Origin of the sequence: Achromobacter deleyi (assembly GCF_013116765.2) — a bacterium.
In the GTDB taxonomy this organism is placed as follows: Bacteria; Pseudomonadota; Gammaproteobacteria; order Burkholderiales; family Burkholderiaceae_B; genus Achromobacter; species Achromobacter deleyi_A.
In genome coordinates this window covers 6246896-6263366 of sequence record NZ_CP074375.1, presented here as the reverse complement: position 1 = coordinate 6263366, position 16471 = coordinate 6246896, and the positions used below count along the sequence as shown (strand labels likewise).

Below are 16471 nucleotides of genomic sequence, written 5' to 3'. Positions count from 1 at the left end.
CCCGGCGCGCGGCCTTACGGCCTGCCGGCGTGCGGCACGTCCACCCGCGTCGCCAGTATCCGGGCTTCCGGCTTTGCGCGGCGGTTGGCCTCGACGAAGTCCGGCGCGGCCGCCATGAACAAGGTCCGGCCATCCGGCCCGCCCAGGGCTGCCGCGAATATCCCGAATTCGCCGGTGTCGATCTGTTCCAGGATCCTGCCGCCGCGCTCCACGCGCACGATGCGCTTGCCAATGGCGTCGGCCACCCAGATCGCCCCTTCCTCATCCATCGCGCCGCCGTCCGGCGCGATGGATGACGCGCCGATCAGCACGGCCAGGTCGTCGCTGGCCGGCAATTCCCCAAAGTTGGCCCAGTCCCGCCGGGGCCCCAGCACGCCGTTGCGCTGGATGTCGAACTCGGAAATGCGGTTGCCGAAGGTTTCGTTGACGATCAGGGTCTTGCCGTCGGGCGTGATGAACGAGCCGTTGGGAAAGCACAGCCCGTCCGCCACCACCTGCGCCACCCCGTCCGGATCCACGCGCACCAGGGTCGTGGTCCGGACCGGCGCGCCGCCCATGATGTCGAAACCGAAGTTGCCCACATAGGCCCTGCCCTGCGCGTCCACCACCATGTCGTTGACGTGCCCGCCGGTCAGCGCGGACAGGTCGGCGTGGACCGAGAGCGTCCCGTCGGTCTCGCGGCGCAGCACCTTGCGGTCTTTCATGGACGAGATCAGCAAGCGGCCATCGGGCAGCCAGCCCAGGCCCGACGGCTGCTGCGGCACCAGACAGATGCGATCCACGGCGCCCTGCAGGGTCACGGCGATGACCAGGCCGGTATAGAAGTCCGAGGCCCAGAGGCGGTCCTCGTGCCAGCGCAATCCTTCCAGATAAGTGTATCCAGACGCCAGCACGGACAGTTCGCGATTCGGCATTGCTTAGTCTCCTTTGTCGCCCCGGACGGGGCCGGTTCCAAGGGTTGCGTCCAGCCGCCTTCAATCAGGCCGGCGCGCCCATTCTGGCATGCCGGCCGCCGCCGCGGCAGGACCTTATCCGTCCCCAAACTGACAACTAACTGTCAGCTTCGCGGCGTTAACATCGCGCCCCAAGGGTTAACCCGCAGCATTTCCGGACCCTGGCATGTCCGTCACCGGACCGTCTTGCCCCGCCCCATGCCGGCGGGCCAGCCCACTCGGGCCAGCGGCGGCTCCCCGTTATCCGTTTTGAACATGAACACTAAGAAGCTGACGCGTTATATCGGCATCGCCATGGTGCTGGGCATCGTGGTGGGCTATTTCTGCAACAAGTATGCGCAGAACCAGCAGGAGGCGGCGCAGATCGCCTCGTACTTCAGCCTCATCACGGACATCTTCCTGCGCATGATCAAGATGATCATCGCGCCGCTCGTGTTCGCCACCCTGGTGACCGGCCTGGCCAGCATGAGCGACGCCAGCGCCGTCGGCCGCATCGGCATGCGCGCCATGATCTGGTTCATCGCCGCCTCCGCAATTTCGCTGCTGCTGGGCCTGGCGCTGGTCAATATCTTCCAGCCCGGCGCGCACATGAACCTGGCGATACCGGACGCGGGCCTGACCTCCGGCCTGAAGACCGGCGACTTCACGCTCAAGGCCTTCATCGCGCACGTGTTCCCCAAGAGCATCGCGGAAGCCATGGCCAACAACGAGATCCTCCAGATCCTGGTGTTCTCGCTGTTCTTCGGCGCGGCGCTGTCGTTCATTCGCGGCAAGGGCCACAACACCATCTACAACATGATCGACGAGCTGGCCAAGATCATGTTCCGCGTGACCGACTATGTGATGCGCTTTGCGCCGCTGGGCGTGTTCGCCGCCATGGCCGCCGCCATCACCACGGAAGGCCTGGGCGTGCTGGTCAGCTACGGCAAGCTGATAGGCGAGTTCTACCTGGGCCTGGCCTTGCTGTGGGCCATCCTGTTCGGCGTCGGCTACCTGTTCCTGGGCAAGTCCACCTTCCGTCTGGGCGGCCTGATCAAGGAACCGACCCTGCTGGCCTTCTCCACCGCCAGCAGCGAATCGGCCTATCCCAAGACCATCGAGGCCCTGGAGCGTTTTGGCGTGTCCAAGCGCATTTCGGGCTTTGTGCTGCCGCTGGGCTATTCGTTCAACCTGGACGGCTCGATGATGTACCAGTCCTTCGCGGTGCTGTTCATCGCGCAGGCCTACAACATCGAAATGAGCTTCGCACAGCAGCTGACCCTGCTGCTGGTGCTGATGGTGACCAGCAAGGGAATGGCCGGCGTGGCGCGCGCCTCGCTCGTCGTGGTGGCCGCGACGCTGCCGATGTTCCACCTGCCCGAAGCCGGCCTGCTGCTGATCATGGGCATCGACCAGTTCTTCGACATGGGCCGCACCGCGACCAACGTGGTGGGCAACAGCCTGGCCACGGCCGTCATCGCGAAGCTGGAAGGCAAGGAAGAGGACCTGCCCGTCGAGCCCCCCGCCGATGGCGCGCAGGCCGCTCCGCCCGCCACCCAGAACGCATAAGAAAAAACGGGCCTTACGGCCCGTTTTTTTTAGCTCTTGCAAGCTTGACCGGCGGCAAGGCCGGGCGCAACATAGAAACCATTTTCGACCTACCGGCGCGGCGCGCATGGGCGCCTTGCCTTGCCCCGTTGCCATGAGCCCCCACCCCCTGCTTCGCGCCCTGACGGCCGCCGCGCTTGCCGCGAGCGCTCTTGCCGCCGCCCCCGTCGCGCACGCCTGGACTCTCATTTCCTGCGACCTCACCGGCACCGTATCCAACCTGCCCGCCACCATGCGGCAGTTCCGCACCGATGGCACGGAACTATCGCAGGTGATCTTCAGATTGAAAGTCAAGGCCGCGCACATCCCGGACGGCGAGCGCGCCGACAGCGACTGCGCCCAGTTCGTGAACCGGGATGTTGACGTGGTGCTGGAGAATGTTGCAGCCCGCACGATCCGTAAGGGCAAGCCCCTGAAAGTGCGCTACCGCTACGATGAATCGCTGGGGCAGAGCCAGTCGACAAAATACGAGCTGGCCCCTTAGGGCCGGCTCGATGATCCGGCAGGGTTAATCGTTTACCGAGCAGGACACGGGCGTGCCATCTTCGAATTCGACGTCGTACGTGTGCACCGGATCCCAGGGCAGCGTGAACCAGAGTTCATAGCCGTCGCCATCTTCGTCGAACAGCCACAAGGCGCGCAGCACGGCCTTTTCAGCCATGGCTTCGGCGGTTTCTTCCTTGAGCAGCTGGTCGTCTTCGAGGCCGAGCTTCTTGCAGTGCTCGTACGAATAGTTGTCGAGCAGGAATTCGGCCGCGGCCAGGATCTGTTCGTCGAGATTGTCGATGATGGCCTTGACCACCTTGGATGCGGCGCCGTCGGGCTCTTCGCCGTCCGTTTGGATCATGACGTGGATGGGCGGGCGGCCTTCGCCCGCGGCGACGTTTTCGGCCGCCCACAGATCGGGTTCTTCAGGGTCCTGGGTGAAATTGAATCGTGCCATCGCGCGCTCCGGAAAATGGGGTAGCGAGCCGCGGAAGATACGGCTTCGCCTTAGGCCGTTACGCCTTTCCGCCATTTAACCAGATGCCAGCCCCCCCGTCTGTCACTCCCGGGGATGTTTTTGCGCCCAGGGCCGTCCTAGACGCGCTCCAGCGCAAAATAGGGCGGATCCGGCAGCGCCACGCGGATACCATCGCCGGCGCCCACCTTGCCTCCCGCCACCACGATGCCCATGACGCCGGCGCGGCGCATCAGGCTGCCGTCGGCATGGCGGCCCAGCACGGCGGCGGTCAGACCCTTCTGGTAATTGTCCAATTGCGCGCACGGGTTGCGCAGGCCGGTAATTTCGACAATCGCGTCCGCCCCGATATGCAAGCGCGCGCCCCGCGGCAGGGCCAGCAGGTCGATGCCGCGGGTGGTGATGTTCTCGCCCATCGTGCCTTCGGCCACATTGAAGCCGGCCTCCTGGAGCTCGTCGTGCAGCTCGCCATGGATCAGGTGGACCTGGCGCAGGTTCGGCTGCGTGGGATCGGGCCCGGACCCTGGAACGGTGTTTGACGGTAACGCCCAGGTGGGCGTCGCCCTCCACGCCCAGTCCCGCCAGCAGCGTGATCGCGGGCACCACCGCCTTGGTGAAGGTATGGGCCTGGCTGAGCGCCACGGCTGTCACGATCGGATTCATCGCGCGTCTCCAGGAATCGCGTCAGGCCGCGAGGCTCTGCGGTTCGCCCACCCTGCCCTCTTGCGAGCATACCGGCGGATAGTGGGTCGAGAATACCAGCCGGCCGGCCGACCAGGTGTGACTGATCAGGGGCTGGGCGCCCACCTGGGCCACCGACACCAGATCCGCCCGCAAGCCCACCGCGATACGGCCCCGGTCCGACAGCCCGCAGGCATCGGCCGGATTCAGCGTGACCAGGGCGATGGCCTGGGGCAGGGTCAGGTCAGTCTGCGCGGCCACGGCGAAGGCGGCGGCGATCAGCGTGGACGGCTGGTAGTCCGAGCACAGGCAGCTCGCCACGCCCGCGCGTATGGCGTCGATGGCACGCATGGACCCGCTCTGGCTCTGGCCGCGCAGCACGTTGGGCGCGCCCAGGATGGTGGGCAGGCCGCAGGACACCGCCGCCCGCGCCGTATCCAGGGTGATGGGAAATTCGCTCATCGCCACCCCCAGATTACGCATCGTGGCGATGCGCTGGATCGAATCGTCGTCATGGCTGGCCGTGGGGATGCCCAACGCATGCGCGTGCGACAGCAGCGCTTCCACCCGCGCGACCGCGCCGTCCTTGGAGCGCGCCTTGGACTGCGCGGCTTCCTCGGCCTGCTCGCGGCTCATCGAATGATTGCCCATCATGTATTGCAGGTAGGACTCCAGCGTCTTGAACTGGCCCTGGCCGGGCGAATGATCCATCACCGACAACAGGTCGACGGCGCCCTCGTCCATCAGGGCGCGCAGCACGTCCACCGAGGTCTCGTCGGTCACTTCGTAGCGGCAATGCACCCGGTTGTCCACCAGGCTGTGGTGCCGGAAGGCGCGCACCGTGCGGACCACCTGCGCGGCGGTCTGGTTGTTGCGCACTCCCCATTCATTGTTGGCGAAGGACAAGGCGTGATAGGGAGTCGTGATGCCGGCCGCCGCATTGCGGCGGTCCACCTGCGCCACCGCGAAGTCCAGCGGGAACAGCACGCGCGAACGCGGCTCGGCTTCCTTTTCAATGGCGTCGCAATGCAGGTCGATCAGGCCCGGCATCAGGGTCTGGCCCTGCAGGTTGATCTCGCGGTCCGCCTGCGCGCCGTCCGGCTCGATGGCGACGATGCGGCCATCGTCGATCAGCACGGCGCTGTTTTCCAGGATCCGGTCGGACAACACCACGCGGGCGTGAGTGAGGTAAGTGCTATGCATGATTACTCCATGTCCGCCGTGGCGGGCTGCGCGGGGCGCAAGGCGAGGGTCTGGGTGGCTACCGCGTCGCGCACCTCGGCGTCGTGGAAGATACCCAGCAGGCAGCGCCCGCCGGCCAGGGCCTCGTGGATAAGTTCGATCACCACGCGCCGGTTGTCCGCATCCAGCGAGGCAGTGGGTTCGTCCAGCAGCAGGATCGGATGCCCCGCGATGAAGCCGCGTGCGATGTTCACCCGCTGCTGCTCGCCGCCGGAGAAGGTGGCCGGGGCCAGCCCCCATAGACGCGGCGGCACGTTCAGGCGTTGCAGCAAGGCGGTGGCGCGCGCGCGGGCCTCTTCGCCGTCCACTCCCGCCATGCGCAGCGGTTCGGCCACGACCTCCAGCGCCGAGACTCGCGGTATCACGCGCAGGAACTGACTGACATAGCCGATCACGTCGCGGCGCAGCGCCAGGATGCGCTGCTCCGGCGCGCCCACCAGCTCCACCCACTGGTCCCCGGCGCGCACGCGGATGCTGCCTTCGGTCGCCAGATAGTTGCCGTACAGGCAGCGCAGCAAGGTGCTTTTGCCGGTGCCCGACGGCCCTGCCAGCACCAGGCAGTCGCCCGCGGCCGCATCGAAGTCGACAGACTCAAGCACCGGCAGGCGCATGCCGCCCTGGTTGTGCAGGGTGAACATCTTTCCGAGGCCCCGCGCCTCTACCATGGTTTTTTTTGCGCTCATGCTCAGCTCTGCAAGATGGAAGACACCAGCAACTGGGTGTAGGGATGCTGGGGGTCGTCGAGGATCTGGTCGGTCAGCCCGCTTTCGACGACCTCGCCGCCGCGCATGACGAGCGTGCGGTGCGCCAGCAGCCGCGCCACGGCCAGGTCGTGCGTGACGACGATGGCGGCCAGTCCCAGATCGGTCACGAGCTGGCGCAGCAGGTCCAGCAGCCGCGCCTGCACCGACACGTCGAGCGATGCGGTGGGCTCGTCCATGAACACCAGCCGCGGGTGCGTCACCAGGTTGCGAGCGATCTGCAGGCGCTGCTGCATGCCGCCCGAGAACGCGACCGGCGCATCGTCCAGCCGGTCGGCGTCGATCTCCATCTTTTGCAGCCAGTTGCCCGCCGCCTGGCGCAGATCGCCGTAGTGCCGGTCGCCCACGGCCATCAGCCGCTCGGCGATGTTGGCGCCCGCGCTGACCTGCATGCGCAGGCCGTCGCGGGCGTTCTGGCGGACAAAGCCCCAGTCGGTACGGGACAGCAGGCGCAGGCGCGCGCCCTGCAGCGTGGCCAGGTCGATGAAGCCCTGGTCGCGGGTGTCGTACCAGACGCTGCCCGCGTCGGGCTGGGTCTGATACGACACCGCGGACAGCAAGGTGCTCTTGCCGGAGCCGGACTCGCCGACCACGCACAGCACTTCGCCGGGGTAGAGATCGAAACTGACGTTGCGGCAGCCGTGCGTGCCGTCCCAGGTGCGCGTCATGTTGCGCACCGAAAGCAGAGGTTGGGCGTTCATGCGGCGGCCTCGTTGTCGCGCGGTTGCGTCTGGCGGTGGTTGCAGTATTCGGTGTCCGAGCAGACGAAGCGGCGCGTGCCGGCGTCGTCCAGGATGATCTCGTCCAGATAGCTGTCGCCCGAGCCGCACAGGTCGCAGCACTCGGTCCATTTCTCAACCGTGAAGGGATGGTCCTCGAAATCCAGGCTCTTCACCCGTGTGTACGGCGGAACCGCATAGACGCGCTTCTCGCGGCCGGCGCCGAACAGCATCAGCGCCGGGCTGCCGTCCAGCTTGGGATTGTCGAACTTGGGGATGGGCGATGGCCGCATCATGTAGCGGTCGTTCACGATGACCGGGTAGTCGTAGGTGGTGGCGATGTGCCCATGCTGAGCGATGTCCTCGTACAGCTTGACGTGCATGCCGCCGTACTCCGCCAGCGCGTGCATGGTGCGGGTCTCGGTCTCGCTGGGCTCCAGCCACCGCAGCGGCTCGGGTATCGGCACCTGGAACACCATCACCTGCCCTTCGACGAGCGGCGTCTCGGGGATGCGGTGGCGCGTCTGCACGATGGTGGCCGCGGGCGTGGATTCCGTGGTGGCCACGCCCGTCACCCGGCCGAAGAAGCGGCGGATGCTGATGGCGTTGGTGGTGTCGTCCGAACCCTGGTCGATGACCTTCAGCACATCGTCGCGGCCGATGATGGACGCGGTGACCTGGATCCCGCCCGTGCCCCAGCCGTAGGGCAGCGGCATTTCGCGGCTGCCGAACGGCACCTGGTAGCCGGGGATCGCCACGGCCTTGAGCAAGGCGCGGCGCAGCATGCGCTTGGTGGACTCATCCAGATACGCGAAGTTGTAATGGTCGTCGCGTTCGACCGTTGCGCAGGTCTTGTTCATGGGGCAACCGCCTCGTCCATCAGATCGTTGTGCGCGGCGGCGGGCGCGGCGCGGTCGGCGCGCATGCGGCGCAGCAGTTCCAGGTTGGCCTGGAAGTCCACGTAGTGCGGCAGCTTCAGGTGCTGCACGAAACCCGACGCTTCGACGTTGTCGCTGTGATAAAGCACGAATTCGTGGTCGTTGGCCGGGGAGTCGGCGCGTTCGCCCAGGTCGCGCGCCTTCAGGGCGCGGTCCACCAGCGCCATCGACATTGCCTTGCGTTCGCCGTAGCCGAAGGTCAGCCCGTAGCCGCGCGTGAACTTCGGTCCTTCCTCGGCGTTGCCCGCGAACTGGCTGACCATCTGGCATTCGGTGATCTCGATCTCGCCCACCGTCACGGCGAAACCCAGCTCTTCGATGTGCATCTCCACCTCCAGGGCGCCGTAGCGGATCTCGGCGGCGAACGGGTGGGTGTTGCCATAGCCGCGCTGCGTGGAGTAGCCCATGGACAGCAGGAAGCCCTCGTCCGCGCGCGCCAGGTTCTGCAGCCGGGCCGCCCGCGTGGCGGGAAAGTCCAGCGGCTGGCGCGTCAGGTCGAAGGGCTCGGGGTCGCCTTCGGGCACGGGCTCCGCGTCGATCAGATCGTCTTGCGCCAGCAGGTCGGTCACGCGCGGCATGGCGCTGTCCAGCGCCTCGTTGCCCGCGGGCAAAGCGTCGGCCTCGCGCTGCGCTTCCAGCGTGAAGTCCAGCAGGCGCTGCGTGTAGTCATAGGTCGGCCCCAGGATCTGCCCGCCCGGCACATCCTTGAACGTGGAAGAGATGCGGCGCTGCAAGCGCATGCGGCCCGTATCGATCGGCTGGGTATAGCCGTAGCGCGACAAGGTGGTGCGGTAGGCGCGCAGCAGGAACACGGCTTCGATCAGATCGCCGGCCGCCTGCTTGATCGCCAGCGCCGCGAGTTGCGGATCGTAGAGCGACCCTTCCGCCATGACGCGCGACACCGCCAGCGGCATCTGCCCGCGGATCTGCTCCAGGTTCAGCTCGGGGACCTCGCGGTCGCCCCGCCGGTAATCGTCCAGCATGCGATAGGAATTCAGGATGGCGCGTTCGCCTCCCTTCACGGCCACATACATATCAGCTCTCCACGCGCGTGCTGCGAGGCAGCCCGCAAATCCGCCGCCCTTGCGTCAGGAAGACGTCGACGCCCAGCGGAAACCGTTGATGATTGAGGCGCCATTCACGCCAGAAGCCGTCTGGCAGGCCCGCCGCGTGCAGGGTCCGCCGCGTCTGGATGCCCGGACCGGACAGGTGGGCGGCGTCGCCCTCCGACAGGGATTGCACCTCGATCAGCAAGGTGGTCGACAGGTCGGGATAGGCCGGGTCGCCCTGATGGCAGGCGGACAGCGCCGGCGCGCCGCAGCCCGCGGGCACGGCGACGAACCGGGCCAGCGATGGCGACGGCACGATGGGGCATGCGCAGTGAAAACGCAGGAACGCCAGCACGTCGGCGCCCACGGACTGGGGCAGCCACAGCGGGGTATCCACGTCCACCAGCGTCAGCAGCAGCGCCGTCATGGCGGGCGACAGTCCTTCGGGCACGCCGCTGCCGGCCAGGATGTCGTGCACACGGCCCGGGTGGGCCAGCGCGTTCAACGCCGCGCGGAACGTGGTCTGCGCGTCATTGACGGGATCCGCGAAGCCGGGCAGCAGCGCCCGGCTGGCAGCCGCGGCGGAGAGTCTCTCTTGTTGCATGTCAGTCCTCGCCTCGCACCATCGTGAAGAACTCCACCTTGGTCTGGGCCGCCACGCGCGCCTGGCGCTCCACCCTGTCCGCGTGCTGGCGCGCCAGCGGCTGGATCAGCTGCGCCTGCACGGTTTCATGCCAGCCCGGCAACTGCAGCAGCGCATCGGCGATCGCGGCCTGCTCGGCGTGGCGCAGCGAACGCCCCTGCACATAGGCCACGCCGACCACGCTGTCGTCCATGGTCACGGCGCAACGTGTCACGGTCATTTCTCCCAGGTTGAATCGGGCGCCGGTTCCGCCGCTGCGGGCCCGCACCATGGCCATGCCCGTCTGGGCCGGCCGCAACGTCCGATGCGCGGGCACGCCGCCCAATGCGCCAAACGCACCGTCCAGCGCGGCCGGATCGGCCAGCGCCAACACTCGCATCCAGGCGGCGCGCTGTGCGTTCGCCGCGTCCTGCCTTTCCTGTGGGTGATCCATATTTCCTCTAAACGTCTAGACGACCGGATGGAGTATGATCGCTCCGAATTGGAAGTTCAACAGCCTGGCGTGAATTTTTGATGACAGTTGCAGCCTGTGCTCACCGCCTATCCCGCGGCGCCCACATGATGCACAATCACAGCCAATCTTCATGAACTTGATGTGACAGCACGAGCGCACCCTATGGTTGAACGAGGTTCCGGCATCGCCGTCTGGCGGCAAATTGGTGAATCGCTTGCGGACGATATCCGCAACAAGCTCTATGGAGCGGGCGAGCAGTTGCCGTCCGAACCGGAGCTGGCCGCCAAGTTCTCGGTCAACCGCCACACCATCCGGCGCGCCATGGGCGAACTGGAGCAAAGCGGCCTGGTCAGGATCGAGCAGGGGCGCGGTACCTTCGTGCAGGAGCACGCCATCGACTACGCCATCGGCAAGCGCACGCGCTTTTCCGAGAACCTGCGCAGCCAGGGCGTGCTGGGCCACCTGGAAGCCCTGGGCAGCCAGACCCTGCGCGCGGCCGACATCGCCAAGCACCTGGGCCTGGCCCGCAGCGCGCCGCTCTTGCGCGTGCAGATCGTAGGCAAGGCCGAGAACCGGCCCATCAGCGCCTCCGAGCATTTCTTCGACGAAAAACGCTTTCCGGAGTTCGCGGAGCGCCTCACGGCGCTGCGCTCAGTCTCCAAGGTGTATGCGCACTACGGCATCGGCGACTACACGCGCAAGTGGTCGCGCATCACCGCCGCCCTGCCGTCGCCCGAGATCGCCCGCCTGCTGGGCCAGCCGAAGACTCGACCGATCCTGCAGGTGGAAGCCCTGAACGTGGACCAGGACGGCGCGCCACTGCAATACAGCATCACCCGCTTCGTCGGCGACCTGGTCCAGCTGATGGTGACGGACGACGCCTGACCGCGGGAACGCCGCCGCCCGGACTCCGGCGGTGGCGATGGAACGACAATCGGCAAGCAAATAACTCGTCTAGACATCTGGTTGTAATGCATCCTCGATAACGTCTCATCATGAACTCACACGCACACGCCCCCTCGCCCCTGGCCGGTGTCACAGGCCAACGTATCCTGACCCCTCGCGGCATCGCCCAGGCCAGCCTGCGCTTTCACGGCGGACTGATAGATGACGCCGGGGCCGCGCCCGCGCGAGGCGCCGCGTGGTTCGACGCCGGCAATCTGCTGGTGCTGCCCGGCATCGTGGACCTGCATGGGGACGCCTTCGAGCGCGCCATCATGCCCCGGCCCAGCGTGACCTTCCCGTACGGCAACGCCCTGTTCGACGTGGACCGCCAGTTGCTGGCCAACGGCATCACCACCGAATTCCACGGCGTCACGCTGTCGTGGGAAGGCGGGCTGCGCGGCGAAGCCTACGCCGAGCGCATGTTCGACGCGCTGGACGACATGCGCCACATCCTGGGAGCGCGCCACTACGTGCATCTGCGCTTCGAAACCCATCACGTGGGCGGCCTGGACATCGCCCAGCAATGGATACGCGACGGCCGCGTCCGCTTCCTGGCCTTGAATGACCACCTGCCCAGCATGGCGCGCCGCCTGGGCGACGAGCGCCGCCTGATGCAGTACGCCAACCGCGCCGAATGCGACCTGGACGTCTTCCAGGATCGGATCCGCGCCGCCATGTCTGCATCCGACGCCGTGGCCGACGCCATGCGCGAGCTGACGCAGTGCGCGCAACAGGCCGGACTGAAGGTGGCATCGCACGACGATCCCGATGCCGCGACGCGCCGCTATTACCATCAGCTGGGTTGCGGCGTGGCCGAATTTCCGCTGACGCGCGAGGCCGCCGGGGTCGCGCGCGATCTGGGCGATTCCGTCGTCTTCGGCGCGCCCAACGTGGTGCGCGGCGGCAGCCACACCGGCGCGCCCAGCGCCACCGAGATGATCCGCGCCGGCCTGTGCGACATCCTGACCTCCGACTACTACTACCCCGCTCCGCTGGCGGCCGTCATGCGGCTGGTCCACGACGGCGTGTTGCCGCTGGACCAGGCCTGGAACCTGGTGTCGCTGAACCCGGCGCGCGCCGCCGGCCTGAAGGACCGCGGCGCCCTGACGCCGGGCCTGATCGCGGACGCCATCGTGGTGGACGATCAGGTGCCCGGCCTGCCCCGCGTCTGCGCGGCCATCGTGGGCGGCGAACTGCGCTACGCCACCCGCGCCTTCGGCGACGACCATAGCCAGCGGATGGCGGCCTGACCATGCCGCTCGCCCACCGCTACGCCCTCTATCTGGCGCCCACCGGCCCGTGGCGCGAACACGGCAGCCGCTGGCTGGGCCGCTGCGCCGACACCGGCATGCCGCTGGCGCCGCCGCCCGGCCAGGCCGGGCAAGCCCTTGAATGGATCCAGGCCCCACGCCATTACGGCCTGCATGCCACGCTCAAGCCGCCGTTCCGGCTGCGGCCCGGCAGCCGTCCGCAGGACATCGACGCCGCGGCACGCCAGCTGGCCGGCCAGGGCACGCCGTTTTCCATTGAACTGGAATGCGCGCGGCTGCGCGGCTTTCTGGCATGGCGCATCGCGGCGTCCGACACGCAGGGCCAGGCGCGCATCCAGGCGCTGGCCGATGCCGCCGTACGCGACCTGGATTCCCTGCGCGCGCCGCCCACCCCCGCGGAAACCGCCCGCCGCCAGCCGCAGTCGCTCACGCCCGCGCAGCAGGCCATGCTGGAACGCTGGGGCTACCCCTACGTATTCGACACCTATACCTTCCACATCACGCTGACCGGCAAGCTGGCCGGCGACGCGCTGGAGCAGGCGCAAGCCGGCATCGCGGCCTTCGCCGATCCCTTGCGCGGCCAGGCCATGGCGGTGCCGGGCGTCAGCGTCTATGTGCAGGCGACGCCTGGCGCGGACTTCGTCGCCGCGCGCCACTACCATTTCGACGGCAGCCACGCCGATGCCGCCGGCGCCGGCTATCTCGACGGACCCGCCGCGACATGAGCCCCGCCGTCCCCTCCGACGGAGGCCGCCTGATCTACCTGATGGGCGCATCGGGCAGCGGCAAGGACACGCTGCTGCGCCTGATGCGCACGGGCCTGCGCGGCGCGGAGCCCGTGCTGGTCGCGCACCGCTACATCACCCGCGACAGCGGCGACACCGAGGACGCGTTGCGCCTCACGCCCGAAGAGTTCGCCCGCCGCGCCGCGCTGGGCTGCTTTGCCTTGCGCTGGACCAGCCACGGCCTGCACTACGGCATCGGGGTGGAAATCGACGCCTGGCTGGGCGGCGGCGCCGCGGTCATCGTCAATGGATCGCGCGCGCACCTGGAACAGGCACACGCGCGCTACCCCGCGCTGACGGCGGTGGAAGTCTCGGTCGACCCCGCCCTGCTGGCCCTGCGCCTGGCCGGCCGCGGCCGCGAAAGCGCCGCGCAGATATCGGAACGGCTGGCGCGCGCCAGCCTGGCGTTTCCGGTGCCCGAACACTGCCGGCTGATGCGGGTCAGCAACAACGAGGCCCCCGAGACGGCGGCCGCCGCCCTGCTGGACATCGCCCGCGCGAAGCTGGGGACATAAGGCGGTTCAGCCGGGATCGGCCGCGCCCTGGCGCCAAGGGGCGGCGGCGTCGCCGCACAGGTCCAGCAGGATATCCGAGAAGCAATCTTCCGCCGCCAGCGCCTGTTCACGCTTGCGGCGGATCAGGTTGATCGGCGGCAGCTCCCAGCCGAAATCCCAGGGCACCATTCCCAGCTTGCCGCGCTGGCAGAGTTCGCGCGCGATGTCCTCGGGCACGACGGAAATGAATGTCTCGTTCATCGTCAGCATCCCTTCGATCACGTCCGTCGAATAGGCCTCCAGCACCGGCGACGGCGGGCGCAGCTCGGCGCGGATGAAATGCTCCACGATCAGCTGCCGCGTGGGCGTGTTGGCCGCCGGCAAGACCCAGTCCATTTCCGCCACCGCCGCCCAGTCCGGCTTGCGCCGCGCCAGCCGCTGGGCCAGCCGCCCATGCGCGATCAGGCGCGGACGCTGGCGATACAGCGCGCGATGGATCAGATCGTCCAGCGCCACGGTGGACGTGGCGCGGCTGATGATGCAGTCCAGCTCGTGCTGGCGCAACATGGGCACGAGGTGGTCCGTGGTGGCGCGGTGCAGGCTCAGCGTCACGCCGTGAAGCTGGTGCAGGCGGCTGATGGCCGCCGTCAGCAGGGCGCTGGACACGTACGGCACCACGCCCACGTGCAAATGCGCGGAACGTCCCGCGTGCAGGGCTTCGACCTCGCGCGCCCACAGGTCCAGGTCACTGAGCATGTGCCGCGCCCGCACCAGGGCCAGGCTGCCCAGCGGCGTGGGCTGCAGGCCGCGCCCGGTGCGCATGAAGAGCGGCGCGCCGAAGATGTCCTCGAGTTCGGCCAGCGCCTTGGTGACCGCCGGCTGGCTGATGCCGGCGGCCGCCGCCACGCGCGTCAGCGACCCGTGCCGGGCGATGTTGATCAGCAGCGCCAGATGGCGGTGCTTCAGGCGGTTCGCAAGACGGGCCGCGTCCCAGTTCATGGCATTTTTCTCATAACCGTTTGGTTATTCAATTATGCCAACAAAGATAAAACCAGTTATTTCTCCGCCCTATACTTTCAGGCATCTCCCTGCTGCCCGGATCGGCCCCATGAGCGCATCCTTCACCACCCGCCCCGAAATACGCGGCACCTACGGCGTGGTTTCCTCCACGCACTGGCTGGCCTCGCAGGTCGCCATGAGCGTGCTGGAGCGCGGCGGCAACGCCTACGACGCAGCCGTCGCGGGCGGCTTCGTCCTGCAGATCGTGGAGCCGCACCTGAACGGACCCGGCGGCGAAGTGCCCATCCTGTTCTGGAGCGAATCCGAACAACGCATGCGTGCGCTGTGCGGCCAGGGCCCCGCGCCCGCGCTTGCCACCCCCGCGCATTTCCGCAACCTGGGCCTGGACCTGGTGCCCGGCATCGGCCTGCTGCCCGCCACCGTGCCGGGCGCGTTCGGCGCCTGGCTGACCCTGCTGCGCGACTACGGCACCTGGGAACTGGCCGACGTGCTGCGCCCGGCCATCGACTACGCGCGCAACGGCTTTCCCCTGGTGCCGCGCATCTCGCAGGCCATTCTGGCGGTGCAGGCGCTGTTCCGCGACGAATGGACCAGTTCGCGCGATGTCTGGCTGCCCGGCGGTCGCGTGCCCGCGCCCGACGCCCTGTTCCGCACGCCCGCCATCGCGGCCACCTATACGCGCATCCTGGACGAAGCGCACGCCGCCAGCACCGACCGCCGGGGCCGCATCGATGCCGCGCTGGACGTCTGGTACCGCGGCTTCGTCGCCGACGAGATCGACGCCTATTACACCCATGAGGCGGTGCGCGACACCACCGGCCAGCGCAATCGCGGCCTGCTGCGCAAATCCGACCTGGCCGGCTGGCGCGCCACGTACGACGAGCCCCTCACCGTTCAGTACGGCCGCTACACCGTGGCCAAGTGCGGAGTCTGGTCGCAGGGCCCGGTCCACCTGCAGCAATTGGCGATGCTGCGTCACCTGGACATCGACGGACTGGACCCGACCTCCCCACAGTTCGTGCACCGCGTGGCCGAGGCGGCCAAGCTGGCGTTCGCGGACCGCAGCGCCTGGTATGGCGACCCCGACTTCGTGCAGGTGCCGCTTGCGGCCTTGCTGAGCGACGCTTATGCGCGCTCGCGCGCCGCCGGCATCGGCGATCGCGCCTCGGCCACGCTGCAGCCAGGCAGCCCGGCCGGCCTGGCTCCCCGCCTGCCCGACCTGGACGCCGCGGTGCGCACCCTGGCCGCGTCCGATACCCGCTTCGGCGTGGGCGAACCGACCTTCGCGGCGCTCCCGCCCGTGGCCGAGTGGGCCGCGCGCGAGATCTTCGTGGGCGACACCTGCCAGATCGATGTCATCGACCGCGACGGCAACATGGTGGCCGCCACGCCGTCGGGCGGCTGGCTGTCGTCCAGTCCCGTCGTGCCGGCGCTGGGCTTCCCGCTGACGACCCGCCTGCAGATGACCTGGCTGGACGAGGGCGTGCCGGGCCAGCTGCAGCCCGGCAAGCGCCCCTGCACCACCTTGTCGCCCGGCCTGGCGCTGCGCGACGGCCTGCCCTACATGGCGTTCGGCACGCCGGGCGGCGACCAGCAGGACCAATGGACGGTCGCGTTTTTCCTGCGCCACGCGATGGGCATGAACCTGCAGGAGGCGATCGAAGCGCCCTCCTGGCATATCGATCATTTCCCGGGCTCGTTCTGGCCGCGCACGCAGACGCTGAACCGGCTGACGGTGGAGTCCCGCATGCCCGCCGCCACGCTGGACGCGCTGCGCGCCGCCGGCCACGACGTCAAGGTCGGGCCGGACTGGTCGGAGGGCCGCATCAGCGCCTGTACGCGCGAACCGGCAGCCGGCGGTGGCCTGCTGCTGCGCGCCGGCGCAAACCCGCGCGGCATGCAAGGCTATGCCGTCGGCCGCTGAACCTGTTTTCATTCATCCGGCGCACAGACCGGACACTACGCAAG

Annotated in this window: 17 protein-coding genes and 1 pseudogene; 7 read left to right on the top strand and 11 right to left on the bottom strand. The window is 68.1% G+C overall.

Features of this window, described 5'->3' with window-relative positions:
* Positions 1-14 precede the first annotated feature (14 nt).
* Positions 15-914, bottom strand: coding sequence for an SMP-30/gluconolactonase/LRE family protein (locus HLG70_RS28475; RefSeq protein ID WP_171666724.1), 900 nt, complete (start codon positions 912-914; stop codon positions 15-17).
* Positions 915-1208: 294 nt separating this feature from the next.
* On the opposite strand from HLG70_RS28475, the gene HLG70_RS28470 reads away from it, so the two are divergent.
* Positions 1209-2501, top strand: coding sequence for a dicarboxylate/amino acid:cation symporter (locus HLG70_RS28470; protein WP_171666722.1), 1293 nt, complete (start codon positions 1209-1211; stop codon positions 2499-2501).
* Positions 2502-2607: 106 nt separating this feature from the next.
* Positions 2608-3024 carry a hypothetical protein gene (locus HLG70_RS28465; RefSeq protein ID WP_234103280.1) on the top strand — a complete coding sequence of 139 codons (417 nt, stop codon included), beginning with the start codon at positions 2608-2610 and terminating at the stop codon, positions 3022-3024.
* A 24-nt stretch (positions 3025-3048) separates the two neighbouring features.
* Here the strand turns inward: HLG70_RS28465 and HLG70_RS28460 are convergent, their stop codons facing one another.
* From HLG70_RS28460 to phnG, 9 genes and pseudogenes are all read right to left on the bottom strand, one after another.
* Entirely contained in the window at positions 3049-3483 is a 435-nt protein-coding gene (locus tag HLG70_RS28460; protein WP_171666720.1) for a hypothetical protein, read from the bottom strand.
* Positions 3484-3620: 137 nt separating this feature from the next.
* A pseudogene (locus HLG70_RS28455) lies at positions 3621-4164 on the bottom strand (MOSC domain-containing protein).
* Between the two features lie 21 nt (positions 4165-4185).
* Complete coding sequence (locus HLG70_RS28450; RefSeq protein ID WP_171666718.1) at positions 4186-5385, bottom strand: alpha-D-ribose 1-methylphosphonate 5-triphosphate diphosphatase; 1200 nt, start codon at positions 5383-5385, stop codon at positions 4186-4188.
* Positions 5386-5387: 2 nt separating this feature from the next.
* Positions 5388-6107: a phosphonate C-P lyase system protein PhnL gene (gene phnL, locus HLG70_RS28445; RefSeq protein ID WP_171666716.1), complete on the bottom strand. Its 720-nt coding sequence runs from the start codon at positions 6105-6107 to the stop codon at positions 5388-5390.
* A 2-nt stretch (positions 6108-6109) separates the two neighbouring features.
* Complete coding sequence (phnK, locus tag HLG70_RS28440; RefSeq protein WP_171666714.1) at positions 6110-6886, bottom strand: phosphonate C-P lyase system protein PhnK; 777 nt, start codon at positions 6884-6886, stop codon at positions 6110-6112.
* On the bottom strand, positions 6883-7764 hold the full coding sequence (locus HLG70_RS28435; RefSeq protein ID WP_171666712.1) for an alpha-D-ribose 1-methylphosphonate 5-phosphate C-P-lyase PhnJ: 882 nt from the start codon (positions 7762-7764) through the stop codon (positions 6883-6885). The genes phnK and HLG70_RS28435 overlap by 4 nt, the downstream gene beginning before the upstream one ends.
* Positions 7761-8876, bottom strand: coding sequence for a carbon-phosphorus lyase complex subunit PhnI (locus HLG70_RS28430; RefSeq protein WP_171666710.1), 1116 nt, complete (start codon positions 8874-8876; stop codon positions 7761-7763). The genes HLG70_RS28435 and HLG70_RS28430 overlap by 4 nt, the downstream gene beginning before the upstream one ends.
* A gap of 1 nt (position 8877) precedes the next feature.
* Complete coding sequence (gene phnH / locus HLG70_RS28425) at positions 8878-9495, bottom strand: phosphonate C-P lyase system protein PhnH (protein ID WP_171666708.1); 618 nt, start codon at positions 9493-9495, stop codon at positions 8878-8880.
* Between the two features lies 1 nt (position 9496).
* On the bottom strand, positions 9497-9967 hold the full coding sequence (gene phnG, locus HLG70_RS28420) for a phosphonate C-P lyase system protein PhnG (protein WP_171666706.1): 471 nt from the start codon (positions 9965-9967) through the stop codon (positions 9497-9499).
* A gap of 183 nt (positions 9968-10150) precedes the next feature.
* Between phnG and phnF the strand changes: the two genes are divergently transcribed.
* From phnF to phnN, 4 genes are all read left to right on the top strand, one after another.
* Positions 10151-10873: a phosphonate metabolism transcriptional regulator PhnF gene (gene phnF / locus HLG70_RS28415; RefSeq protein ID WP_171666704.1), complete on the top strand. Its 723-nt coding sequence runs from the start codon at positions 10151-10153 to the stop codon at positions 10871-10873.
* A 110-nt stretch (positions 10874-10983) separates the two neighbouring features.
* Positions 10984-12183, top strand: coding sequence for an alpha-D-ribose 1-methylphosphonate 5-triphosphate diphosphatase (locus HLG70_RS28410; protein ID WP_171666702.1), 1200 nt, complete (start codon positions 10984-10986; stop codon positions 12181-12183).
* Between the two features lie 2 nt (positions 12184-12185).
* Positions 12186-12929, top strand: coding sequence for a DUF1045 domain-containing protein (locus HLG70_RS28405; protein ID WP_171666700.1), 744 nt, complete (start codon positions 12186-12188; stop codon positions 12927-12929).
* Complete coding sequence (gene phnN / locus HLG70_RS28400) at positions 12926-13504, top strand: phosphonate metabolism protein/1,5-bisphosphokinase (PRPP-forming) PhnN (protein WP_171666698.1); 579 nt, start codon at positions 12926-12928, stop codon at positions 13502-13504. Before HLG70_RS28405 ends, phnN begins: the two co-directional genes overlap by 4 nt.
* A gap of 6 nt (positions 13505-13510) precedes the next feature.
* Here phnN and HLG70_RS28395 read toward each other — a convergent pair whose 3' ends face one another.
* Entirely contained in the window at positions 13511-14482 is a 972-nt protein-coding gene (locus tag HLG70_RS28395) for a LysR family transcriptional regulator (RefSeq protein WP_171666696.1), read from the bottom strand.
* Positions 14483-14591: 109 nt separating this feature from the next.
* On the opposite strand from HLG70_RS28395, the gene HLG70_RS28390 reads away from it, so the two are divergent.
* Positions 14592-16427, top strand: a complete 1836-nt coding sequence (locus HLG70_RS28390) for a gamma-glutamyltransferase family protein (protein ID WP_171666694.1) — start codon at positions 14592-14594, stop codon at positions 16425-16427.
* Positions 16428-16471 lie beyond the last annotated feature (44 nt).